This window comes from Vibrio lentus (genome assembly GCF_002875945.1).
Classification (GTDB): domain Bacteria; phylum Pseudomonadota; class Gammaproteobacteria; order Enterobacterales; family Vibrionaceae; genus Vibrio; species Vibrio apostichopi.
In genome coordinates this window covers 1-16873 of the sequence record NZ_MCZK01000021.1, presented here as the reverse complement: position 1 = coordinate 16873, position 16873 = coordinate 1, and the positions used below count along the sequence as shown (strand labels likewise).

Below are 16873 nucleotides of genomic sequence, written 5' to 3'. Positions count from 1 at the left end.
AAATGAGGCAGTTACGCTTTCTCAGCTAAGATAATGCGTAATGTACGACGTAGTGGCTCTGCAGCGCCCCAAAGTAATTGGTCACCAACAGTAAACGCGTTTAGGAAGTCGTTACCCATAGACATCTTACGTAGACGACCTACTGGTACAGACATCGTGCCTGTTACCTTCGCTGGTGTCAGCTCTTGAGCAGTAATGTCACGGTCATTAGGAACCACTTTCACCCAATCATTGTGAGTTGCGATGATCTCTTCGATTTCGTCCATTGGAACGTCTTGCTTAAGCTTAATCGTTAGTGCTTGAGCGTGACAACGCATTGCACCGATTCGAACACAAGTACCATCGATAGGAATTGGCTGACCATCTAGGCCGAGAATCTTGTTCGCTTCAACGCCCGCTTTCCACTCTTCTTTGCTTTGACCGTTTTCACGCTTCACATCAATCCAAGGTATCAATGAGCCAGCAAGAGGAGCGCCGAACTGGTCAGTTGGGAATGAAGAAGAACGGATCGTGTCAGCAACTTTCTTATCAATATCAAGAATAGAGCTTGCTGGGTTCGCTAGTTCTGAGCTAACGCTGTCGTTGATAACACCCATTTGAGAGATCAGTTCACGCATGTTCTTAGCACCTGCACCAGAGGCTGCTTGATAAGTCATGGCACTCATCCACTCAATCATGCCTTTTTCATATAGGCCACCTAATGCCATTAGCATCAAGCTCACCGTACAGTTACCACCAACGAAAGTATTGGTGCCACCGTGGATGCCTTGCTGGATTTGAGCCAAGTTAACCGGATCTAATGTGATGATGGAGTCAGCATCCATTCTTAGCGTAGAAGCTGCATCAATCCAGTAACCTTTCCAACCTGCTTGACGCAGTGCTGGGTAAACTTTTGAAGTGTAGTCGCCACCTTGACAGGTAATAACGGCATCAAGTTGTTTTAAGCTATCAATATCAAAGGCATCTTGAAGCAGACCCGCCTCTTTGCCACCTAAAACAGGGGCAGGGATACCAATTTGAGATGTGCTGTAATAAACAGGCTCAATCAGGTCGAAGTCTTTTTCTTCAACCATACGTTGCATCAGTACAGAACCAACCATACCGCGCCAACCAACTAGACCTACTCTCATCTCTCACTCTCCATGTATAAATTAAAAATTGCTCTCCCCCATCTATAAGTTTTTCAGAAACAGAACTCAAGTGCTTTTTAGCAAAAAGTGTAACTTTTTCGTTTCTTTTAAGTGAACGCGATGAATAGTGCAGTTATCTATGAATCTCATTCGTCGCTTTTGCCACTGATAAAGCACGCAATATAGTTAGCATCAAAGGTTTGGCCAATAAAAACGCTCTATTTTCCATCCTGATAGAACCAAGCCTTAACAGCAATTACCACTATTTAACAATGGTTAATCAGAATAATATTTTACACAACGAAAACAACGTGCGACAAAAATCAACATGTAACAATCATGAATGTAACAAAAATTCAGACAATGCAACCACGATACATTGACTTAATAGTCAAATATCACAACTTAGGTGTATTTTTTCGATATAATAATCTAATTACTGTAGTGTCCACGTCGTACCCCAAACTATAACGAAGCACTATAAATGCTCGAAATAACAAGAGGCTTATATGAAGCAGAGTAAAACTCGCCTACCGAACCTGTTACAGGTAATCATCGCGTTAGGACTATTTCTATCCCTTGCTTTTTCCTTTACAGCAAAGCTTGATCTTCCAATCCAACTTGCCTTGTACATTGGCTGGTTCATTATCATGGTGCTAGGTATTCGCCTTGGCCACGAATACAAAGACTTAGAAAAAGCAGCACTCAAAGGAATATCTAATGGCTTAGGTGCAGTTTTAATACTTTTAGCGGTTGGCGCTCTTGTTGGTACGTGGATCTCGGGCGGTATTGTACCCACTATCATTTACTACGGTCTGAAAGCTATCCACCCTTCTATCTTCCTTTTAGCTACCATGATCATCTGTTCTCTAACCGCTCTGGCAACAGGCACTTCTTGGGGAGCTGCTGGTACCGCAGGTATTGCGATGATGGGTATTGGCCAAGGCCTAGGCGTTCCAGCACCAATCACCGCTGGTGCCGTACTTTCGGGCTGTTACTTTGGCGACAAGATGTCTCCACTTTCTGATTCAGTGATTCTGGCTTCTTCAATGTCTGGTGTTGAAGTGGTTGAACACATCAAGGGCATGCTTCCAGTTGCGTTAATCAGCTACGTGATTACTGGCATCATGTTTACTGCGTTTGGTTTCCACTACGCAGGCAACGTTGACATGAGCCAAGTTGACTCTGTAATCAAAGCAATGGAAGTTCAGTTCTACATCACGCCTTACTCATTCGTTCCTGTATTGATCGTGCTTGGCCTATTGGCTTTCCGCATGCCGTCATTCCCAGTGATCAGCTTTGGTTCTCTGCTAGGTATTATCTGGGCAGTAATGATCCAAGAGATCGACTTCCTTACTGCATTTAACACAGCATGGGCACCGTTCTCTATCTCATCTGGCGTGGAGTTCATTGATTCGATTCTTAACCGTGGCGGCATGTCTTCAATGCTTGGTTCGGTTGCGGTTATCGTGTTTGGTTTAGGTTTCGGTGGCTTGCTGGATAAAGTTGGCGTGCTAGAGACGATTGCCAAAGTGTTCGAGCGCCGCGTAAACAGCGCCGGCTCACTAGCGACTAGCACCATTGGTACAGCTTTCATGGGTAACATGTTTGGTTCAGCAATGTACGTATCGCTCATCCTTACACCAAAAATCTGTGCAAAGAACTACGACCGCTTAGGCTACAAACGTAAGAACCTTTCTCGTAACGCTGAGTTCGGTGGCACGTTGACGTCAGGTATGGTTCCTTGGAGTGATAACGGTATCTACATGGCAAGTATTCTGGGCGTTGCTACCCTGTCTTACGCACCGTTCATGTGGTTAAGCTTCATCTGTATCATCGTGACTATCGTGACGTCTTACATGGGTTGGTTCGTTGACAAGTGTGAACCGACAGCACCTGCGTTTGAAGCTGAAGAAGCGACAGAGTTAAGCAAGCAGCAAGCGTAAGTCATTAAAACGTTAATGATTTAAATGCAAAAAGAGCGCCCTAGAGCGCTCTTTTTTGATCTACTTAGTTACTGAATTACTTATTTGTTGGCAGTTCGTTTACCCAGCCAGTAACCGATACCTAACGGGGCAAAGAACACCACTAAGATAAACAAGATGAAGTAGATGATCACACCTTTGATTAGCTCCATCAGCTTATCAATCGCAAGCACGACCACTTCTTGAGAAACACGGTCGAGATCTTGAGTGAACAACTCTCTTTCTGAAGTCACAATACCTGCAATCTCGATGCGCTCTTTCTCAATCATCTGCACCAGAGCTTCTCTCTCACGCGTCACCATTTTTTCCAATGCCACACGTTCATCGCTCAGCATCGCTAATTTTTGGTCTGTCTTATCGCTGAGGTCGTTTAGCAATGGCTGCATTTCTGTCGACATAATAGAAGCTAGCGTTTGCATGTACTCAGGGTTGTTTTCGATGAAATCCTGCATGCTTGCTGATGTTTGACGAAGGCTTTCCAACGTCATCGACAAGTCTTCACCCGTCAATGAGCTGTTCAGAGCAACCAACTCGGCCTTCCACGTCATCAGTTTCGGCGTTTGGTCAGCCATTACGCTTAAACGGTCTGATGCATCACTCATCGCCTCTGGCATGGTTCCTAAGTTTTGCACGATTTGAGATTCGTCTTTACCTAAGTAAGTTAACCAATCGCGGTAAGCAGGCGTACTTCTGAATGTGAGATCTTTAAATGGATGGCTAGCGGCAAACTCTGCGACGAACGCTTGGCTCTTTTTAAAGTCACCAGAACTCAATACGCCTTTTGCCAATTTCTCGGCTTCTTGAGTAAGGTCGTGAGCGGTTTCTACTGCATGATCAGTTATGAATAGGTCAGCACCGTCGCCTTGCGTATAAAACTGGTCCATTTGAGCGGTAAACACCCACGAATCAATTAACGCTGACATTGGAGAAGTTTGGTAAGCCGCTTGCTGAAGTCCTTGCTCTGCGTGGATCTTCCAAAGCAATACATAAGATTGATGTAGGGTATCGTCGGCAGGATAAGATTGAGCGATGAAATCAGCCGAATCTTCTACGCGAGTAAAGAAAATCTTAGCGTATTCACGCGTCATAATCCGAGCATTGAGCTCTTGTTGAGTCAGTGGTGTTGTTTGGCTATCTAACTTAACTTCTAAGAGAGAACAACCACTTAGAACAATACTAAGCACCCACACCATCAAACACTTACTAGAAACACGCAACATATACACCTCTGACAAAGACTAATGGCGCGGATTGTATGAGCACTTCGTCAGAGTATTGTCAAAACTCTCGCAAAATTAGTGCGATTGTTCTAAATACGCCAAGGCAGAGTCGACTGAAGCCTGGATCGCCAGTTCTAACTCCTCAAGATCGTACTCACTGATCGCGCGAGATTGCTTCATTGTCATCTCAATACTGGCGGCAATAATCGCCAACCTCGATGCTTTGATGCTCCCAGCAACGCCCTTTAAGCTGTGTACGATTCGAGCTGCAGATGTCTCATCTTTTGTCAGCAAGGATTTGAATTTTGTATAATCATCGGCATGGTCTTGCACAAACACGCCCAATAACAAGCTCACAGATTCAGCGTCACCGTCCAGAGTCTCTAACATCTCTTCGATATCAATAGCCGGCTTTGAATCCGTCACACTTGCGACGTGTTTCTCGGCCAAATGAGCCTCTGGCTCCTGATGACTTGTTGATACTGCTTGAGGTTCACTCACTGAGTGCTGAATCGACTGCGCCCTTTCTGGTGCTGAGGCAACATGGCTAGCCTGTTTTACATCAAAGAGCGTGTCCTTTGAATCAGTCGTTTCTACTTGGTTAACCGTGGCGTTCGAACTGCTCTCTGGTTTTCCTAAATTGGTCTCAAGTTCATGGTCCGAATCACTTTCAGCTTGTGATGCGCTCTTTTTAAAACCAACTCCCCATAAAATCAGTGCGATCATCGCGAGCAAACTTAAACCCAAGGCTGCGAGCAATAGGTTGAACTGACTCTTATGGAATTGAGCTTCAAGCTTGATGATCTGCTCATTGACTGAGTTTTTCTTTATCTTATCAACCAAATAATTAAGCTGAGCGTAATCACCCAATAACGCAGAAGCATCAGCAAGTAACTGCTGCATGGCTTCTTGCTCTTTGGTTTTTAACGAATAAGAACGCTTAAGAATCGAGTCGAAAGAGCGATACGTCGCCGATGAGCTTTGATTATCAGAATACATGGCTTCAAATACCACAACGCCAAATTCGTTTAACAAAGGCTTTAACTTAGATGAAGTCTTACTGTCAGCGCGCAATGCCTTGATGTTATCAACTATCGCTTGTACTTGGCTTTCTATCGGGATGAACTCATCGAACTTTTCTAAAAATTGGTCTGCGACATACAGCAGTTGATTAACGTCTGGGCGGAAAAACGCATGCTCAAAATCCGATTCAATCTGTAATCGAATCGAATACACCAATTGGGCATCAAGGGCTAAGTCATTAATACGAGAGACTCGGAGCGGTTCAGAGAAGTAAAGCGACTGCCTTAACTCGGTAACACGAATACCAAGTTCTTCAATTTGAGCAAGGGAATTATTGTAAGAACGGCTGAGCTGAAGAATGGCCAACGAAGGAAGTAGCCATAGAGCCAGAAGTACAACTAAGAAAGTTGCAGGCTTTTTAAAGCGATGGGGCGTTGCCACTGATTGTTCCATCTATATTCCTTGTGCGTGTTAACTTGAAGCCATGACCGTAGCTAAAAGATTAAGCACAAAATAAGCGACAACATCCTGCTGCCGCTTTTATCCGTTAACTTCGGACTACGACTTATTGCGAGTCAGTTGGTCACGTAAGTTCGGTGGTGTGCCTTTAATCGTTAGCGTGTCTGTCTCCGGATCGTAAAAGATACGTTCGCCTAGAAGCAGACTATCAAAACTAACATTCAAACCGCCACCAGCACCAACAAATTTTGTTAGTTTACGCATAGTTGCGCGATCTGCTGGGAAGCTATCTTCTAACTCATAGCCTTGTTCACTAGTATAGTCAAAGAAGCTAGTGCCATCTGTGCTGGCTGGCAATTCACCAGAAAGCTCACGAACTTGCACTTCGTCGCCGGCTTTTAGCTGTTCGTTACAGTAATCTGCAACCTGCTTTTTATAGCTAATCGCTTCTTCTTTCTCTAGCTTAGAGTCAGAAACGAAATCTTCTACCGCTTGCATCAGTACTTGGTTTTGCTGCTTAGCATCCAAGCCGACTTCTGCTTGAAGAAAATCTAAGAAGAAATCTGCGACTTTACGGCCAACACGTCCTTTAATATAAGTAAGGTAACGGTTTGACTCTTTGTCTGTGTCGTATGTTGAAAGATCAAGGCGCGCAACAATATCCATCTTAGAGATATCAAGGTAATCAGTCGCACTGATGTCTAGCCCTTCAGTCACTTTCAAACTTTGGTTCGAAGGCAGTAAACCGATGAAAAGGTAGTCTGTCGCCAGTGATTGGTATTCAGCAAGTACCAAAGTGCCTTCATCAGCAAAAGGATACTTTGAAAGCTCATCTTTTAGACGTAGCGCACTTTTTTGAGAGAAATCATAAAAACTTTGCTCTCCCGCTCGAAATTCATGCAACGACTGCTGGAATTCGCTGTCGGATTTGAAAGAACCAAACCCTTTACCTGCTTTTGAGTTGAACACTCGGTGAAGCTCAGCAACAAGGCTTTCAGACGAAGCATCGTTTTCTAGAGATTCAGCACGGTAGTTAACAATCAGTTCTTCCTGATCGTTCTTGCTTAACTGGTGTAAAATTACGTTGGAAAGGTGAAGGCTCATAGTGAAAATATTACCGTTCAGGTTTCAGTTGTCGTGCATAGTAGGTTATCATAAGCCGCTTTTACTATCATTATTAGAGTCCTTATGCCGATTATATCTAAATACACAGATGAACAAGTTGAAAAAATCCTAGCTGAAGTAGGTGCTGTACTAACAAAGCACAAAGCTTCACCAGAACTTTCACTGATGATCGCTGGAAATATCGCAACCAATGTCTTAAATCAGAACGTTGCTGCTTCACAACGCAAAGGAATTGCTGAAAAATTTGCCGAGGCTTTGGTTTCTTCTATTGAAGACAAACAGTCTCACTAAATTTGATTGACGGATAAAAGAATTATAAATGGTAGACAGCGCAAACTCTTATAGCGATCGTGTATCTCGACTGGTTGGTTGGGGACACTGGTTTGCATTTTTCAACATCATTGCGGCGATGTTGATAGGTACTCGTTATATTACTCAATCTGCTTGGCCAGACACCTTGCTGGGTCAATTCTATTTGGCTGCATCATGGGTCGGTCATTTCGGCTTTTTAGTATTTGCTCTCTACCTATTAGTGCTGTTTCCACTCACTTTTATTCTTCCGTCGAGGAAGTTATTACGCTTGGTTGCCGTTTGTTTCGCCACCGTAGGTTTAACTGTCCTTCTTATTGATACTCAAACGTATCAAAATATAAACCTCCACCTGACGCCTGTTGTGTGGGAGGTTTTATTCAGTGGAGAGGAATCTGCATTTACTTCTGATTTGCAGCACCTCTTCATTGTTATGCCGCTTATCTTCTTATTACAGCTCGGACTATCTGAGTGGGTTTGGCGTAAGCAGCGTAAATTGTCTCATAAACACGTTGGCCGTCCGATCACAGCCGTCTTCTTCTTGTGTTTCATCAGCAGCCACTTGACCTACATGTGGGCTGATGCGTATTTCTACAACCCAATTACCAGCCAAAAAGCGAACTTCCCACTGTCTTACCCAATGACAGCGAAAAGCTTTATGGAAAAACATGGTCTGTTAGACCGTGAAGAGTATCTACAGCGTTTAGAAGCAAACAAAGAGAACGTCAACTTAGTTAGCTACCCGCTAGAAAAAATTCAATACAACCGCCGCAGTGACGATCTTAATATCCTGATGGTGAGTGTAAACAACCTTCGCTCTGATGCACTTAATGCTACAGCGATGCCAAACAGCTACGCGTACTCACAGCAAGCGATCAACTTCACCAACCACTACAGTTCAAGCAACGACATGTTTGGTATCTTCGGTTTGTTCTATGGCCTTCCAAGCAGCTACGCAAGCAGCATCGAAGCTCAAGGCTCGAGTGCAGTACTGTTGGACGTTTTAGATAATCACAATTATAAGTTTGCGGCTTTCAGCGGCGACAACTTTGACGATGCACTTTACTCGGAAATCATCTTCCGAGGCCGTGATGTTATTCCAGAGCAAGCAACTTATGATGACAAAAGCGCGATACAAGCTTGGTCTAACTGGATTCAATCACCACAAGCTAAACGTCCTTGGTTTAACTTCATTGAACTGACCACGCTGGATAACTTCTCTAACTACGATTCAAGTTCAGAGTCAGACTCTACGTTGACCACGGCAGAACGCTTTGCTGCAGACTACCAAAAGTCAGCTCAAGCGGCCGATACTCAGCTTGCAACTATTTACGCAGAATTAGAACGTCTCGACCTTAAAGACAACACTGTGGTTATCATCACGTCGAACCATGGTACTGAATTTAACGAAACCAAGACCAACAGTTGGGGCGCAAACTCCAACTACAGTCGCTACCAACTGCAGGTGCCTTTGTTCATCAGCTGGCCTGGTAAGTCTGCTTCTGAATACACGCATCGCTCGAGTCATTTAGATGTGTCCGTAACATTGATGCAAGAGCTGCTTGGTGTTTCTTCAAATCCAACAGATTTCAGTAGCGGTCGCAGCCTGTTTGATGAACGTAAGAGAAAGTGGATCCTAGCGGGCGACTCTCGTGAACTGGCTCTTGTGACTGCTCAGCAAACAACGGTGTTAGATAAGTTTGGCAACTACAAACTGTATGACCAGAACTACAAACGCCTAAAAGATGTAAGCCCTCGCTTACCAGTATTAATGCAAGGCTTAACAGAGCTGCAGCGTTTCTACACAAAAAATGACTAACTAGTCACCATACAAAGAAGGGATGCATGCAGCTTCCCTTTTTTATTGCCACTAATGACTAGAAAACAAGCAACCAAACAAGATTATGATAATTAAGGGTTTACAAGGCACTCTCCCCCTTATATTATTCACGCCACTGGAGGGATGGCTGAGTGGTCGAAAGCACCGGTCTTGAAAACCGGCATACGTTAATAGCGTATCTAGGGTTCAAATCCCTATCTCTCCGCCACATTCAAGAGATAACCCACTGTTTTACAGTGGGTTTTTTTTCGTTTTAGACTGTTTGTAGTTTACTTTTCAAAATCAACAGAAATCTAAAAAATAATTCTGTTTAGTCGTGTTTAGAAATCTAAGATTAGCATCACACTATACAAATCAAAAGATTTGTTAGACCTTCCACGTCTTCAAAAGCACGTTTTGAAGCCGTGAAACGCCCCAGTTTAAAGAAATGTGGTAAAGTTAAACAAAGGCATTAACACGGATAGAAACGCATGGATTTTCAAATACAAGAGTTTATAGACAGGATTTCGAAGCAGGTTCCCGACGAGGTCCCCGACAAACAAGAGCTGATCATTCAGTCAATCCTTGAAATCCTCGAAGCCAACGAGATCACGGTTTTGAAACAGATTGCACTCAACAACATTCAAAAAAATCTGCTCTGATTATAGAAAGCCACACCCTAAAAAGTTTGGCTTACCTCTTTTTATTCACACTGCACAAATAAAAGCTTGTGGACCTATCTCGTACCATATAAAATCAAATCTGTGTTTTTGATTATCAAAAGTTGGTTTTTGATTTATGACTGATTGCTTTGAATTGTCTGACGCAAAACTAATGCAAGAGAATGGTGTCATTTCAAAAGTAGAAATTATTACCGAGGAAAGTAACGGATACGTAATCACTTTCTTGGGTAAGAATGGACAGCAATTCTACCTCAAAACACAGCGAGGAAGCATTCGATACTTCAAAACTTTGGATAGTGCTTTCAATACTATTCAATCTTTGGGTTATGACGTTAGCAAATTAGTAGTAGTGAATAAGGGTGAATAATGTATTCGTTAGATAACATTAAAAATAAAATTTTGTGCGGTGACGTTCTGGAAGAAATGAAAAAAATTCCCGAAAAATCAATAGATTTAGTGGTTACTTCACCCCCTTACAATCTTAAAAACTCGTCTGGTAACGGAATGAAAGATGGTCGTGGTGGTAAGTGGGCAAATGCTCAACTAATCAACGGCTATCAAACTCACGGTGATAATATGCCGCACGATGAGTATGTAGAATGGCAAAGAGCTTGTTTGACCGAAATGATGAGAGTAGTAAAAGATGACGGGGCGATTTTCTACAACCATAAATGGCGAGTTCAAAAAGGTCTAATTCAAGACCGTCAAGACATTGTTGAAGGCTTCCCAGTTCGCCAGATTATCATTTGGCAACGTAAAGGCGGATTTAACTTCAACCCTGGCTACTTTGTCCCGACTTATGAAGTCATTTATATGATAGCGAAAAAAGACTTTAAACTTGCCAAAGGTGCGAACGGTCACGGGGACGTATGGCAAATAGGACAAGCAAAAGGTATCGATCACCCTGCACCATTCCCAGTTGAATTGATTGAAAGAGTAATTTCTTCAACGAATGCGGAAATAGTCTTAGATCCGTTTATGGGTTCAGGCACTACTGCAATTGCAGCGACGAACCTAGAAAGAGACTATGTAGGTATCGAAATCTCCCCAGAATATTGTGAATATGCGAAACAACGCATTCTAGAGGAAACAGGTCAGCAACAACTTGCATTATAAGCCTTTCAATTAGTTAGATATGATCGTATCGTAGGGTCCTTTTTTTGGTCTCTACGGTATGAACAATGACAGTTGATGAGCTAATCGAAAAACTACAAGGTGTAATGCACCAATGGCACAGAGGGACACGTCAAGGCAATGACGGGAACCAAGGGAACACACTTGAAGATCTTTTAGGTGTTCCAGAGAACAACATTCCACTACCTGATCTTGGTGGTGTATACGAATTAAAAACTCAAAAGAAAGAGTCTAGTGCTCTTGTAACTCTTTTACATTCAGATCCTACTATTCCTCAAACTCCCGTTCCAAAACTTTGTGTATCGCTTGGTTGGCCTCATAAAGACGCAGGCGGTAAATATCCAGTAGACGAAATGAGTTTCCGCTCTACCACATACGGACACGCTTTTTCTGATCGAGGTTTCAGAATTCAAGCAAGCGAAGACATTTTAGAGTTTATGTTTTCTCCTAACGAGGTTCAAACACACAAAGAAGATAAATCGAAAGCTTTTGGCACTTATGGCGATTGGTTAGCTGATTTGTCAAATCGAGACATTCATTATACTGATGTTTTACCCGTTCAATATGATATGAGAGCATTAGCGGCTAAAATCAAAGCAAAACTTGATAATACCGTCTTTGTTTTGTGTAAAACTAAAAAGTGTCCGAAAACACAAGAAAAGCTTTTCTTTTACGATCAAGCTTTCATATTGAGCGGTTTTAAAGTGGATAATCTAGTTGATTTATTGAATAGCGGCGGCTTGTATCTTGACTTCGACGCTCGAACACGCCACAACCACGGCACAAAGATCCGAGTGAAGACAACACGTTTACAAGACCTATTTGAACACTCTATCGTGTTATAAGATATGCATATACAAACTGGTCGAGATTTAAAATGAAAAATATAAACATTTTTGAAAAGCTCCAAGAACTCTACTTTTGTCAAAAAAAAGTAATCTTTTTTTATTCTATGCGACATCGTTACGTAACACAAAAAAACGATGACAATGGGGAGTTACTAGAAGAGTATGACGAAGAAATCCTATCGTGTCGTGAGAAGATAAAAGCGTTGGAAAAAGAATTAGGTTTGGTATCTGCTGAAAACGACTCAAAGTAAGATAGTTTTTGAAATTAAAGAAAGCCATACTTTTAAAGTTTGGCTTTTTCATTTCTCAAACCTCACTACACAATTTTTTAAATATTATTTCGCATAAAATAATTTTAAAAATACACAAACTAAAAGCTTTCTTTCCTCTCAATATTTCAATAATTTTGAGTTCTCAAAAATCGAGATATACTAGTAAATATAGTTGTGAAAACTGAATAGAAACAAGTTGGACTATAACCCGCCGGGCACTTCGTTTCCTTTGGCTTATAGACTTGCTCTACGAGGTTAGAAATTAAAATAAATCTCACATTTTGAAAAATGTATCAATTGAATTATTTTAATTTTAAATAGCAACTTGGAAGTTGCATATTTTTGGAAAAGAGGAAATGAGAAAAACGAAAAAGAAAGTTGTAATTAGAGGTGAAGAGGACAACACAAAATTAGAAGAAATCACAAAGTGGCACTTAGAAAGAAATCTTGCACTTTGCGAAAGCATTATTGACGAAGATAAAAAATTCTTTGTTGATATTTCAAGAGGTAATTGCAGACTAATTCCTAAGTTAATTAGATTTATTGAAACTTACTACAAGGTAAGCTTGAAAAATTGCAAAGAGGTTTTTGGCGAACTTCTATTTTATATATGTGATTTTTCGGAATATGAAGATAGACCACTTTCTGACTTTTCAAAGAAAAATAATAAAAAGTATGTTGATTTTTCAAATGTTGAAAAAAAAGTTTTCGAGTTCGAAAAGAAAGAAATGAAGCAAGTTCAAGAGGTTGGTAGACTTTCAAATCTTAATTTTGTTTATTCATTTATTAAAAATGAAACTGTTTCAGTAGAGTTTAAATTGTCCGAAGTTCCTCAAATACGTGAAGTAAAGAAACGTTTTGATTTGTATTCGCAATTTTGCGATACAAACAGAAAAATAATTTTAAGGAATGTTGAGTATAACAATTCTACTTTTGACGTTGAAGCTGTTGCTCTTCTAAATAGAAACGCAAAAAATAAAGCGTTTCTTAATAAAATAGATATTAATATGTTTGTTCAAGACTTAACTAATTATTGTCAAAAAACACTTAATACAAAAAACAAAAGGAAAAATAGGCTTAATGTTCAAGCTGTTGAACTAGAAGCATAAGAAAGAATATGATTATAAAACTTCAACACGAAGCAAAATCTTTCGGAGATTTAAAGCGTATATGTAACTATATCGCTAATCCGAAAAATGAAAATGAAACTGAACGTTGTGAAATGTTTGGCGGTGCTCGTGGTGAATTAGATTTAGATAATAAAAAAAATCATATTTCTGATTTTATTCTTCAACTTAAAACAAATCATTCAATGCACTTGCAACAAGAAAAGCGCAAATCAAAAGAAAAGCGTATTTATGATCATTATGAAGTAGCTTTTCACGCTGACGACTGGAAAAGCCGAACAAATGAGGAAATGTTAGACATTGCGAAAGAGGGATTACAAGGATTTATAAAAGATTTTGACGATAAAGAAATTTTGTATGCTATGCATAACGATACAGTAAACAAACATTTTCACTTTATTATTCCTAGAGTTTCAAACTCTTTGAAGTATGATAAAGCTTTTCAATCAAAAAACCGCTCTCGACAAGTAGCGGAAGATCTAGAAGATAAATATGATTTAACTAGAACAAATCGCCAAGATTCCGCACCACAAGACCCTGCAAACAAACTACAAGCCATAGCTAAAAAAGCTTTTAACGCTAACGATTTAGAAGCGTCTGAAAAACTGGAAGAATTAGCAGCGCAACGACAAAAAGAACTTGAAAAGAATCCGTTTGAGTTTATGCGTAAACAAACCATCTACGCAGCTAAGAACGCAAAGAACAACACACACTTTTTCAAACTCCTAGACAAGCACAACATTGAAGTAAAACCAAGCTTCAAAAAAGGGCAAAACGGACAGCAAGAAATCCGTGGTTTTTCCTTTGAAATGAAAGATAAACAAGGTTCAGTAATCGCACATTCCAGCGGTTCAAAGCTAAATAGAAAGCTATTGACTAAAAACGCACTGGAAAGCCGTTTTAAGGGCATAACTAGCCAAATCATACAGAGACAAGACCAAAAGCAAACAACGCCTAAAACCACTAGAAACAACGCTCAAACAGTAAAACAAACGGCTTCAACGGCTAATAAGTCAGTTAAAAAGCCGTCCAAAGCTCCTTCTTCAACTCTACCAAGTAAATCGAATGAAATTGATAAATTTGCAGACGCAGAAACAAAAAAATTACAGCAATATCAGAAACAAATGATGGACCATTATGATCAAGTTCAAGCGAAAAAACGAGCAGAGCAAAACGAGCAAAAAGACGGGATTTTTAAGCTTTTCGTTGACGACTACAAAGAATTGAAAGAGAAAGAAAGTTTAAAACAAAAACGAGCTATAAGAGAGCTTGAAAAGTCTTTAATTGAAGAGTCTAGTTTCGTTAATGAAGAACCAGAAAAAACTACAAAATCAACGAAAAAGGTTATTGATTTAGAAAACAAAAAATCGGTTGGTTGGTTTGCTAATCTCACAAAACCGAACGAAACAAAGTATCAAGAAATGCTTGAAAAGGGTTTTGATTTGACTACGGTCAAAACTCCAAAATCTTGGAATGACAAAGATCAATCATTCAAAATCACAAACTTTATGAGTGACAATAAAGACTTGCTTAGTCAAAAAGAGAAAGAACATTTATTCACTACTTTAAAGAAAAATGAAGCTAATGACGAAATTTTATCAAGAGCTTATAAAGACTTTGAACCGAGCGACGAAAAACAAAAAAGAGAGCGTGAGAGATTGCTCAACAAGTTTAAAAATCAAAGTAATGACTTAGCTAGTCAATACAAATCAGCGAACAGAAAACCGTCTCATAGCTCAAATAAACAAGTCTCTACTTCTGTCTTGAAGAAGAAAAAAGACAAGAACAAGAAAGACAAAAACAAGGCTTTAAAAATCTAGTTCATTTAATAATTCTTCTTCTGATTTTTCATTTTCAAAAATCGTTTCAGACTCTTTCATAAAATCAATTTCTGGACGTTTTAAAGCCTCTTGCCAAGCACTCAGACCATTAAAACCTTTTTCGCTGCTCTCTGTGCTTTGTGCTTCGTTTTCTGTCGCTTTCGCTACTGCTGGCTGTGCTTCTGCTTTCGCTGTAACTGCTGCTTTTTCTTGTGCTTCTGGCAGTTTTAAATAGAAACAGAAATCTTCATATTTGATTAAAAAATCGTGCTTTTTAAGCATTGTTACAAGCGTTTTTTTACTGTTTTTTCTTTGTTCTTTTGTTTCGTTTTTCATATCGAACAAGTTAAAAAGAAATTTTCTGTTAATAAACTTATCTTTCTTTTTTTTGAAGTAACTAATGTAAATATTGAAAAATAATTCTTTGTCTGTTCTGTATTTGATTAGATCATTTAGAGTAATGCAGACGTTAGAAAATCCTGTTTTTACTTTTGATTTATAGTTTCTTTCTATAAGTTCATAGTCAACAACTACACTAAAACTTTTCTTTTCAAAGTCTACTGATTTAATGAATGTTGTATTTCGTAATTTTGAAGTTTCTTCAATAATTCTGTCATTGTTCGCATAAGTGAAATTGTAAAACTTTCTGATTTCTTGATATGTGATTTCAACACTAATATTCTTTTTTTTCTTTTCGCTGATATTGTGTTGTAGTTGTGCAGTGGATAATACATAAGCTTTGATTTTGCTAGACATATACTCATTTTTTATGAAGTAATCAAAGAATGTGTTGTCTTTTGTGTTCGTTTTGATCAACTCGAATTCTGTAAATAATTTTTTTGTTTGTTTCGTCATAATAAAAAACCTCTGTAATTGTTTTAAATAATTACAGAGGACATATTGACAATAGTTAAAACTCAAGTTATTTTGTCTATATCTTAATAAAAAACTTGTCACGGTGATTTTTAAGATTGTTCTGTAATTATTTAAAGATTATAAAAGCACTTTGGAGAGTGCTTTTTTCTTTTTAATAACTCTCTAATTAAAACGAATAACACAAATTAAATTAATTGCAATAGATTGTATGAATATTTTTATACAATCTTTTTTATTGTCATTTTACAGATTTTTACAAACTAAAGTATATGAATACCCCTACCCCTTATATATGAACACCCCTACCCATTATATATGAACACCCCACCTATTAAATAATATTATTTAAATAAGATTATTTTAAATAATAGTGAAGTTCGTGAAATCCTTCACTTTGATATGTGTTTGTTCTCCTGTCGTCGAAAATGTTTGTGCGTAGAAAATCGCTTGGAGCGATTTGACGCTTTTATTAAATCGCAAGCTCATATTCTGAAAATGCAATTTTTAAACCATTTATTTATTAGTAAAAATGAGCATTCCAGATCTAAATATTTTGATATTTTAATAAATGTGCTTCTATGTAGTTATAAGTTAAATCTTTTTACTTCAACACAATGGAGGTGAACAAATGAAATCATTTATATACAATTCAAAAATGAACGAATTAGAATTACTGAAATTACTAACTCAATTCATAATCTACAACTTAAACAAATCAAAAAACTCAACTGAGTTTTTCAATATTCTTCAAAAATCGAACATTCAAACAGTTCTAGACAAGAATAAAAATCTAGTGTTCAACGTGAATAACGACAAGAACAAACTAATCAAGTCTTTCAAAATCGACGACTTCAACAGTCCAGACATTACAAAAAAGAGCTTTATAGAGCGATTTAGAGACTTTTTCGAAAGTCTAGAACTACTACACGCAGACAGCGAGCGAAACCCAAAACAGGCAAAAATCAGAAGCTCAAAACTTTTAAAATGGAAAGACGAACACGGAAACACATATTTTTATCTTGATAATGGCTTTGTTGCGTAAT

The 16873-nt window shown here is 39.1% G+C and carries 13 protein-coding genes and 1 tRNA gene; 9 read left to right on the top strand and 5 right to left on the bottom strand.

What is annotated here, in order from left to right:
- Positions 1–11: 11 nt before the first annotated feature.
- Positions 12–1130: an aspartate-semialdehyde dehydrogenase gene (gene asd, locus BCT49_RS02125; RefSeq protein ID WP_017107353.1), complete on the bottom strand. Its 1119-nt coding sequence runs from the start codon at positions 1128–1130 to the stop codon at positions 12–14.
- Positions 1131–1639: 509 nt separating this feature from the next.
- Between asd and nhaC the strand changes: the two genes are divergently transcribed.
- The gene (gene nhaC, locus BCT49_RS02120) at positions 1640–3076 is read left to right on the top strand and encodes a Na+/H+ antiporter NhaC (RefSeq protein ID WP_102433955.1); all 1437 of its coding nucleotides are present in this window, start codon (positions 1640–1642) and stop codon (positions 3074–3076) included.
- 80 nt (positions 3077–3156) lie between these two features.
- Here the strand turns inward: nhaC and BCT49_RS02115 are convergent, their stop codons facing one another.
- From BCT49_RS02115 to yejK, 3 genes are all read right to left on the bottom strand, one after another.
- Positions 3157–4335 (bottom strand): chemotaxis protein, encoded by a 1179-nt coding sequence (locus tag BCT49_RS02115; protein WP_102433954.1) that lies wholly within the window; start codon positions 4333–4335, stop codon positions 3157–3159.
- Positions 4336–4410: 75 nt separating this feature from the next.
- Entirely contained in the window at positions 4411–5811 is a 1401-nt protein-coding gene (locus tag BCT49_RS02110) for an Hpt domain-containing protein (protein WP_102433953.1), read from the bottom strand.
- Positions 5812–5916: 105 nt separating this feature from the next.
- Positions 5917–6921, bottom strand: coding sequence for a nucleoid-associated protein YejK (gene yejK / locus BCT49_RS02105; protein WP_017111125.1), 1005 nt, complete (start codon positions 6919–6921; stop codon positions 5917–5919).
- 84 nt (positions 6922–7005) lie between these two features.
- Between yejK and BCT49_RS02100 the strand changes: the two genes are divergently transcribed.
- From BCT49_RS02100 to BCT49_RS02060, 8 genes are all read left to right on the top strand, one after another.
- Positions 7006–7233: a YejL family protein gene (locus tag BCT49_RS02100; RefSeq protein ID WP_102433952.1), complete on the top strand. Its 228-nt coding sequence runs from the start codon at positions 7006–7008 to the stop codon at positions 7231–7233.
- Between the two features lie 28 nt (positions 7234–7261).
- Positions 7262–9070, top strand: a complete 1809-nt coding sequence (locus BCT49_RS02095; RefSeq protein ID WP_102433951.1) for a DUF3413 domain-containing protein — start codon at positions 7262–7264, stop codon at positions 9068–9070.
- Between the two features lie 138 nt (positions 9071–9208).
- Positions 9209–9299 (top strand) — tRNA-Ser (locus BCT49_RS02090).
- Between the two features lie 820 nt (positions 9300–10119).
- Positions 10120–10869, top strand: coding sequence for a DNA-methyltransferase (locus tag BCT49_RS02080; RefSeq protein ID WP_198595804.1), 750 nt, complete (start codon positions 10120–10122; stop codon positions 10867–10869).
- Positions 10870–10934: 65 nt separating this feature from the next.
- The gene (locus BCT49_RS02075) at positions 10935–11732 is read left to right on the top strand and encodes an MvaI/BcnI family restriction endonuclease (RefSeq protein ID WP_102433949.1); all 798 of its coding nucleotides are present in this window, start codon (positions 10935–10937) and stop codon (positions 11730–11732) included.
- Between the two features lie 32 nt (positions 11733–11764).
- On the top strand, positions 11765–11986 hold the full coding sequence (locus BCT49_RS02070) for a hypothetical protein (protein WP_102433948.1): 222 nt from the start codon (positions 11765–11767) through the stop codon (positions 11984–11986).
- Between the two features lie 377 nt (positions 11987–12363).
- Complete coding sequence (locus BCT49_RS02065; protein WP_102433947.1) at positions 12364–13116, top strand: hypothetical protein; 753 nt, start codon at positions 12364–12366, stop codon at positions 13114–13116.
- Positions 13117–13124: 8 nt separating this feature from the next.
- Positions 13125–14954 carry a relaxase/mobilization nuclease domain-containing protein gene (locus tag BCT49_RS02060; protein WP_102433946.1) on the top strand — a complete coding sequence of 610 codons (1830 nt, stop codon included), beginning with the start codon at positions 13125–13127 and terminating at the stop codon, positions 14952–14954.
- On the opposite strand, the gene BCT49_RS02055 is transcribed toward BCT49_RS02060, so the two are convergent.
- On the bottom strand, positions 14943–15809 hold the full coding sequence (locus BCT49_RS02055; protein ID WP_102433945.1) for a hypothetical protein: 867 nt from the start codon (positions 15807–15809) through the stop codon (positions 14943–14945). The genes BCT49_RS02060 and BCT49_RS02055 overlap by 12 nt on opposite strands.
- Between the last annotated feature and the right edge of the window lie 1064 nt (positions 15810–16873).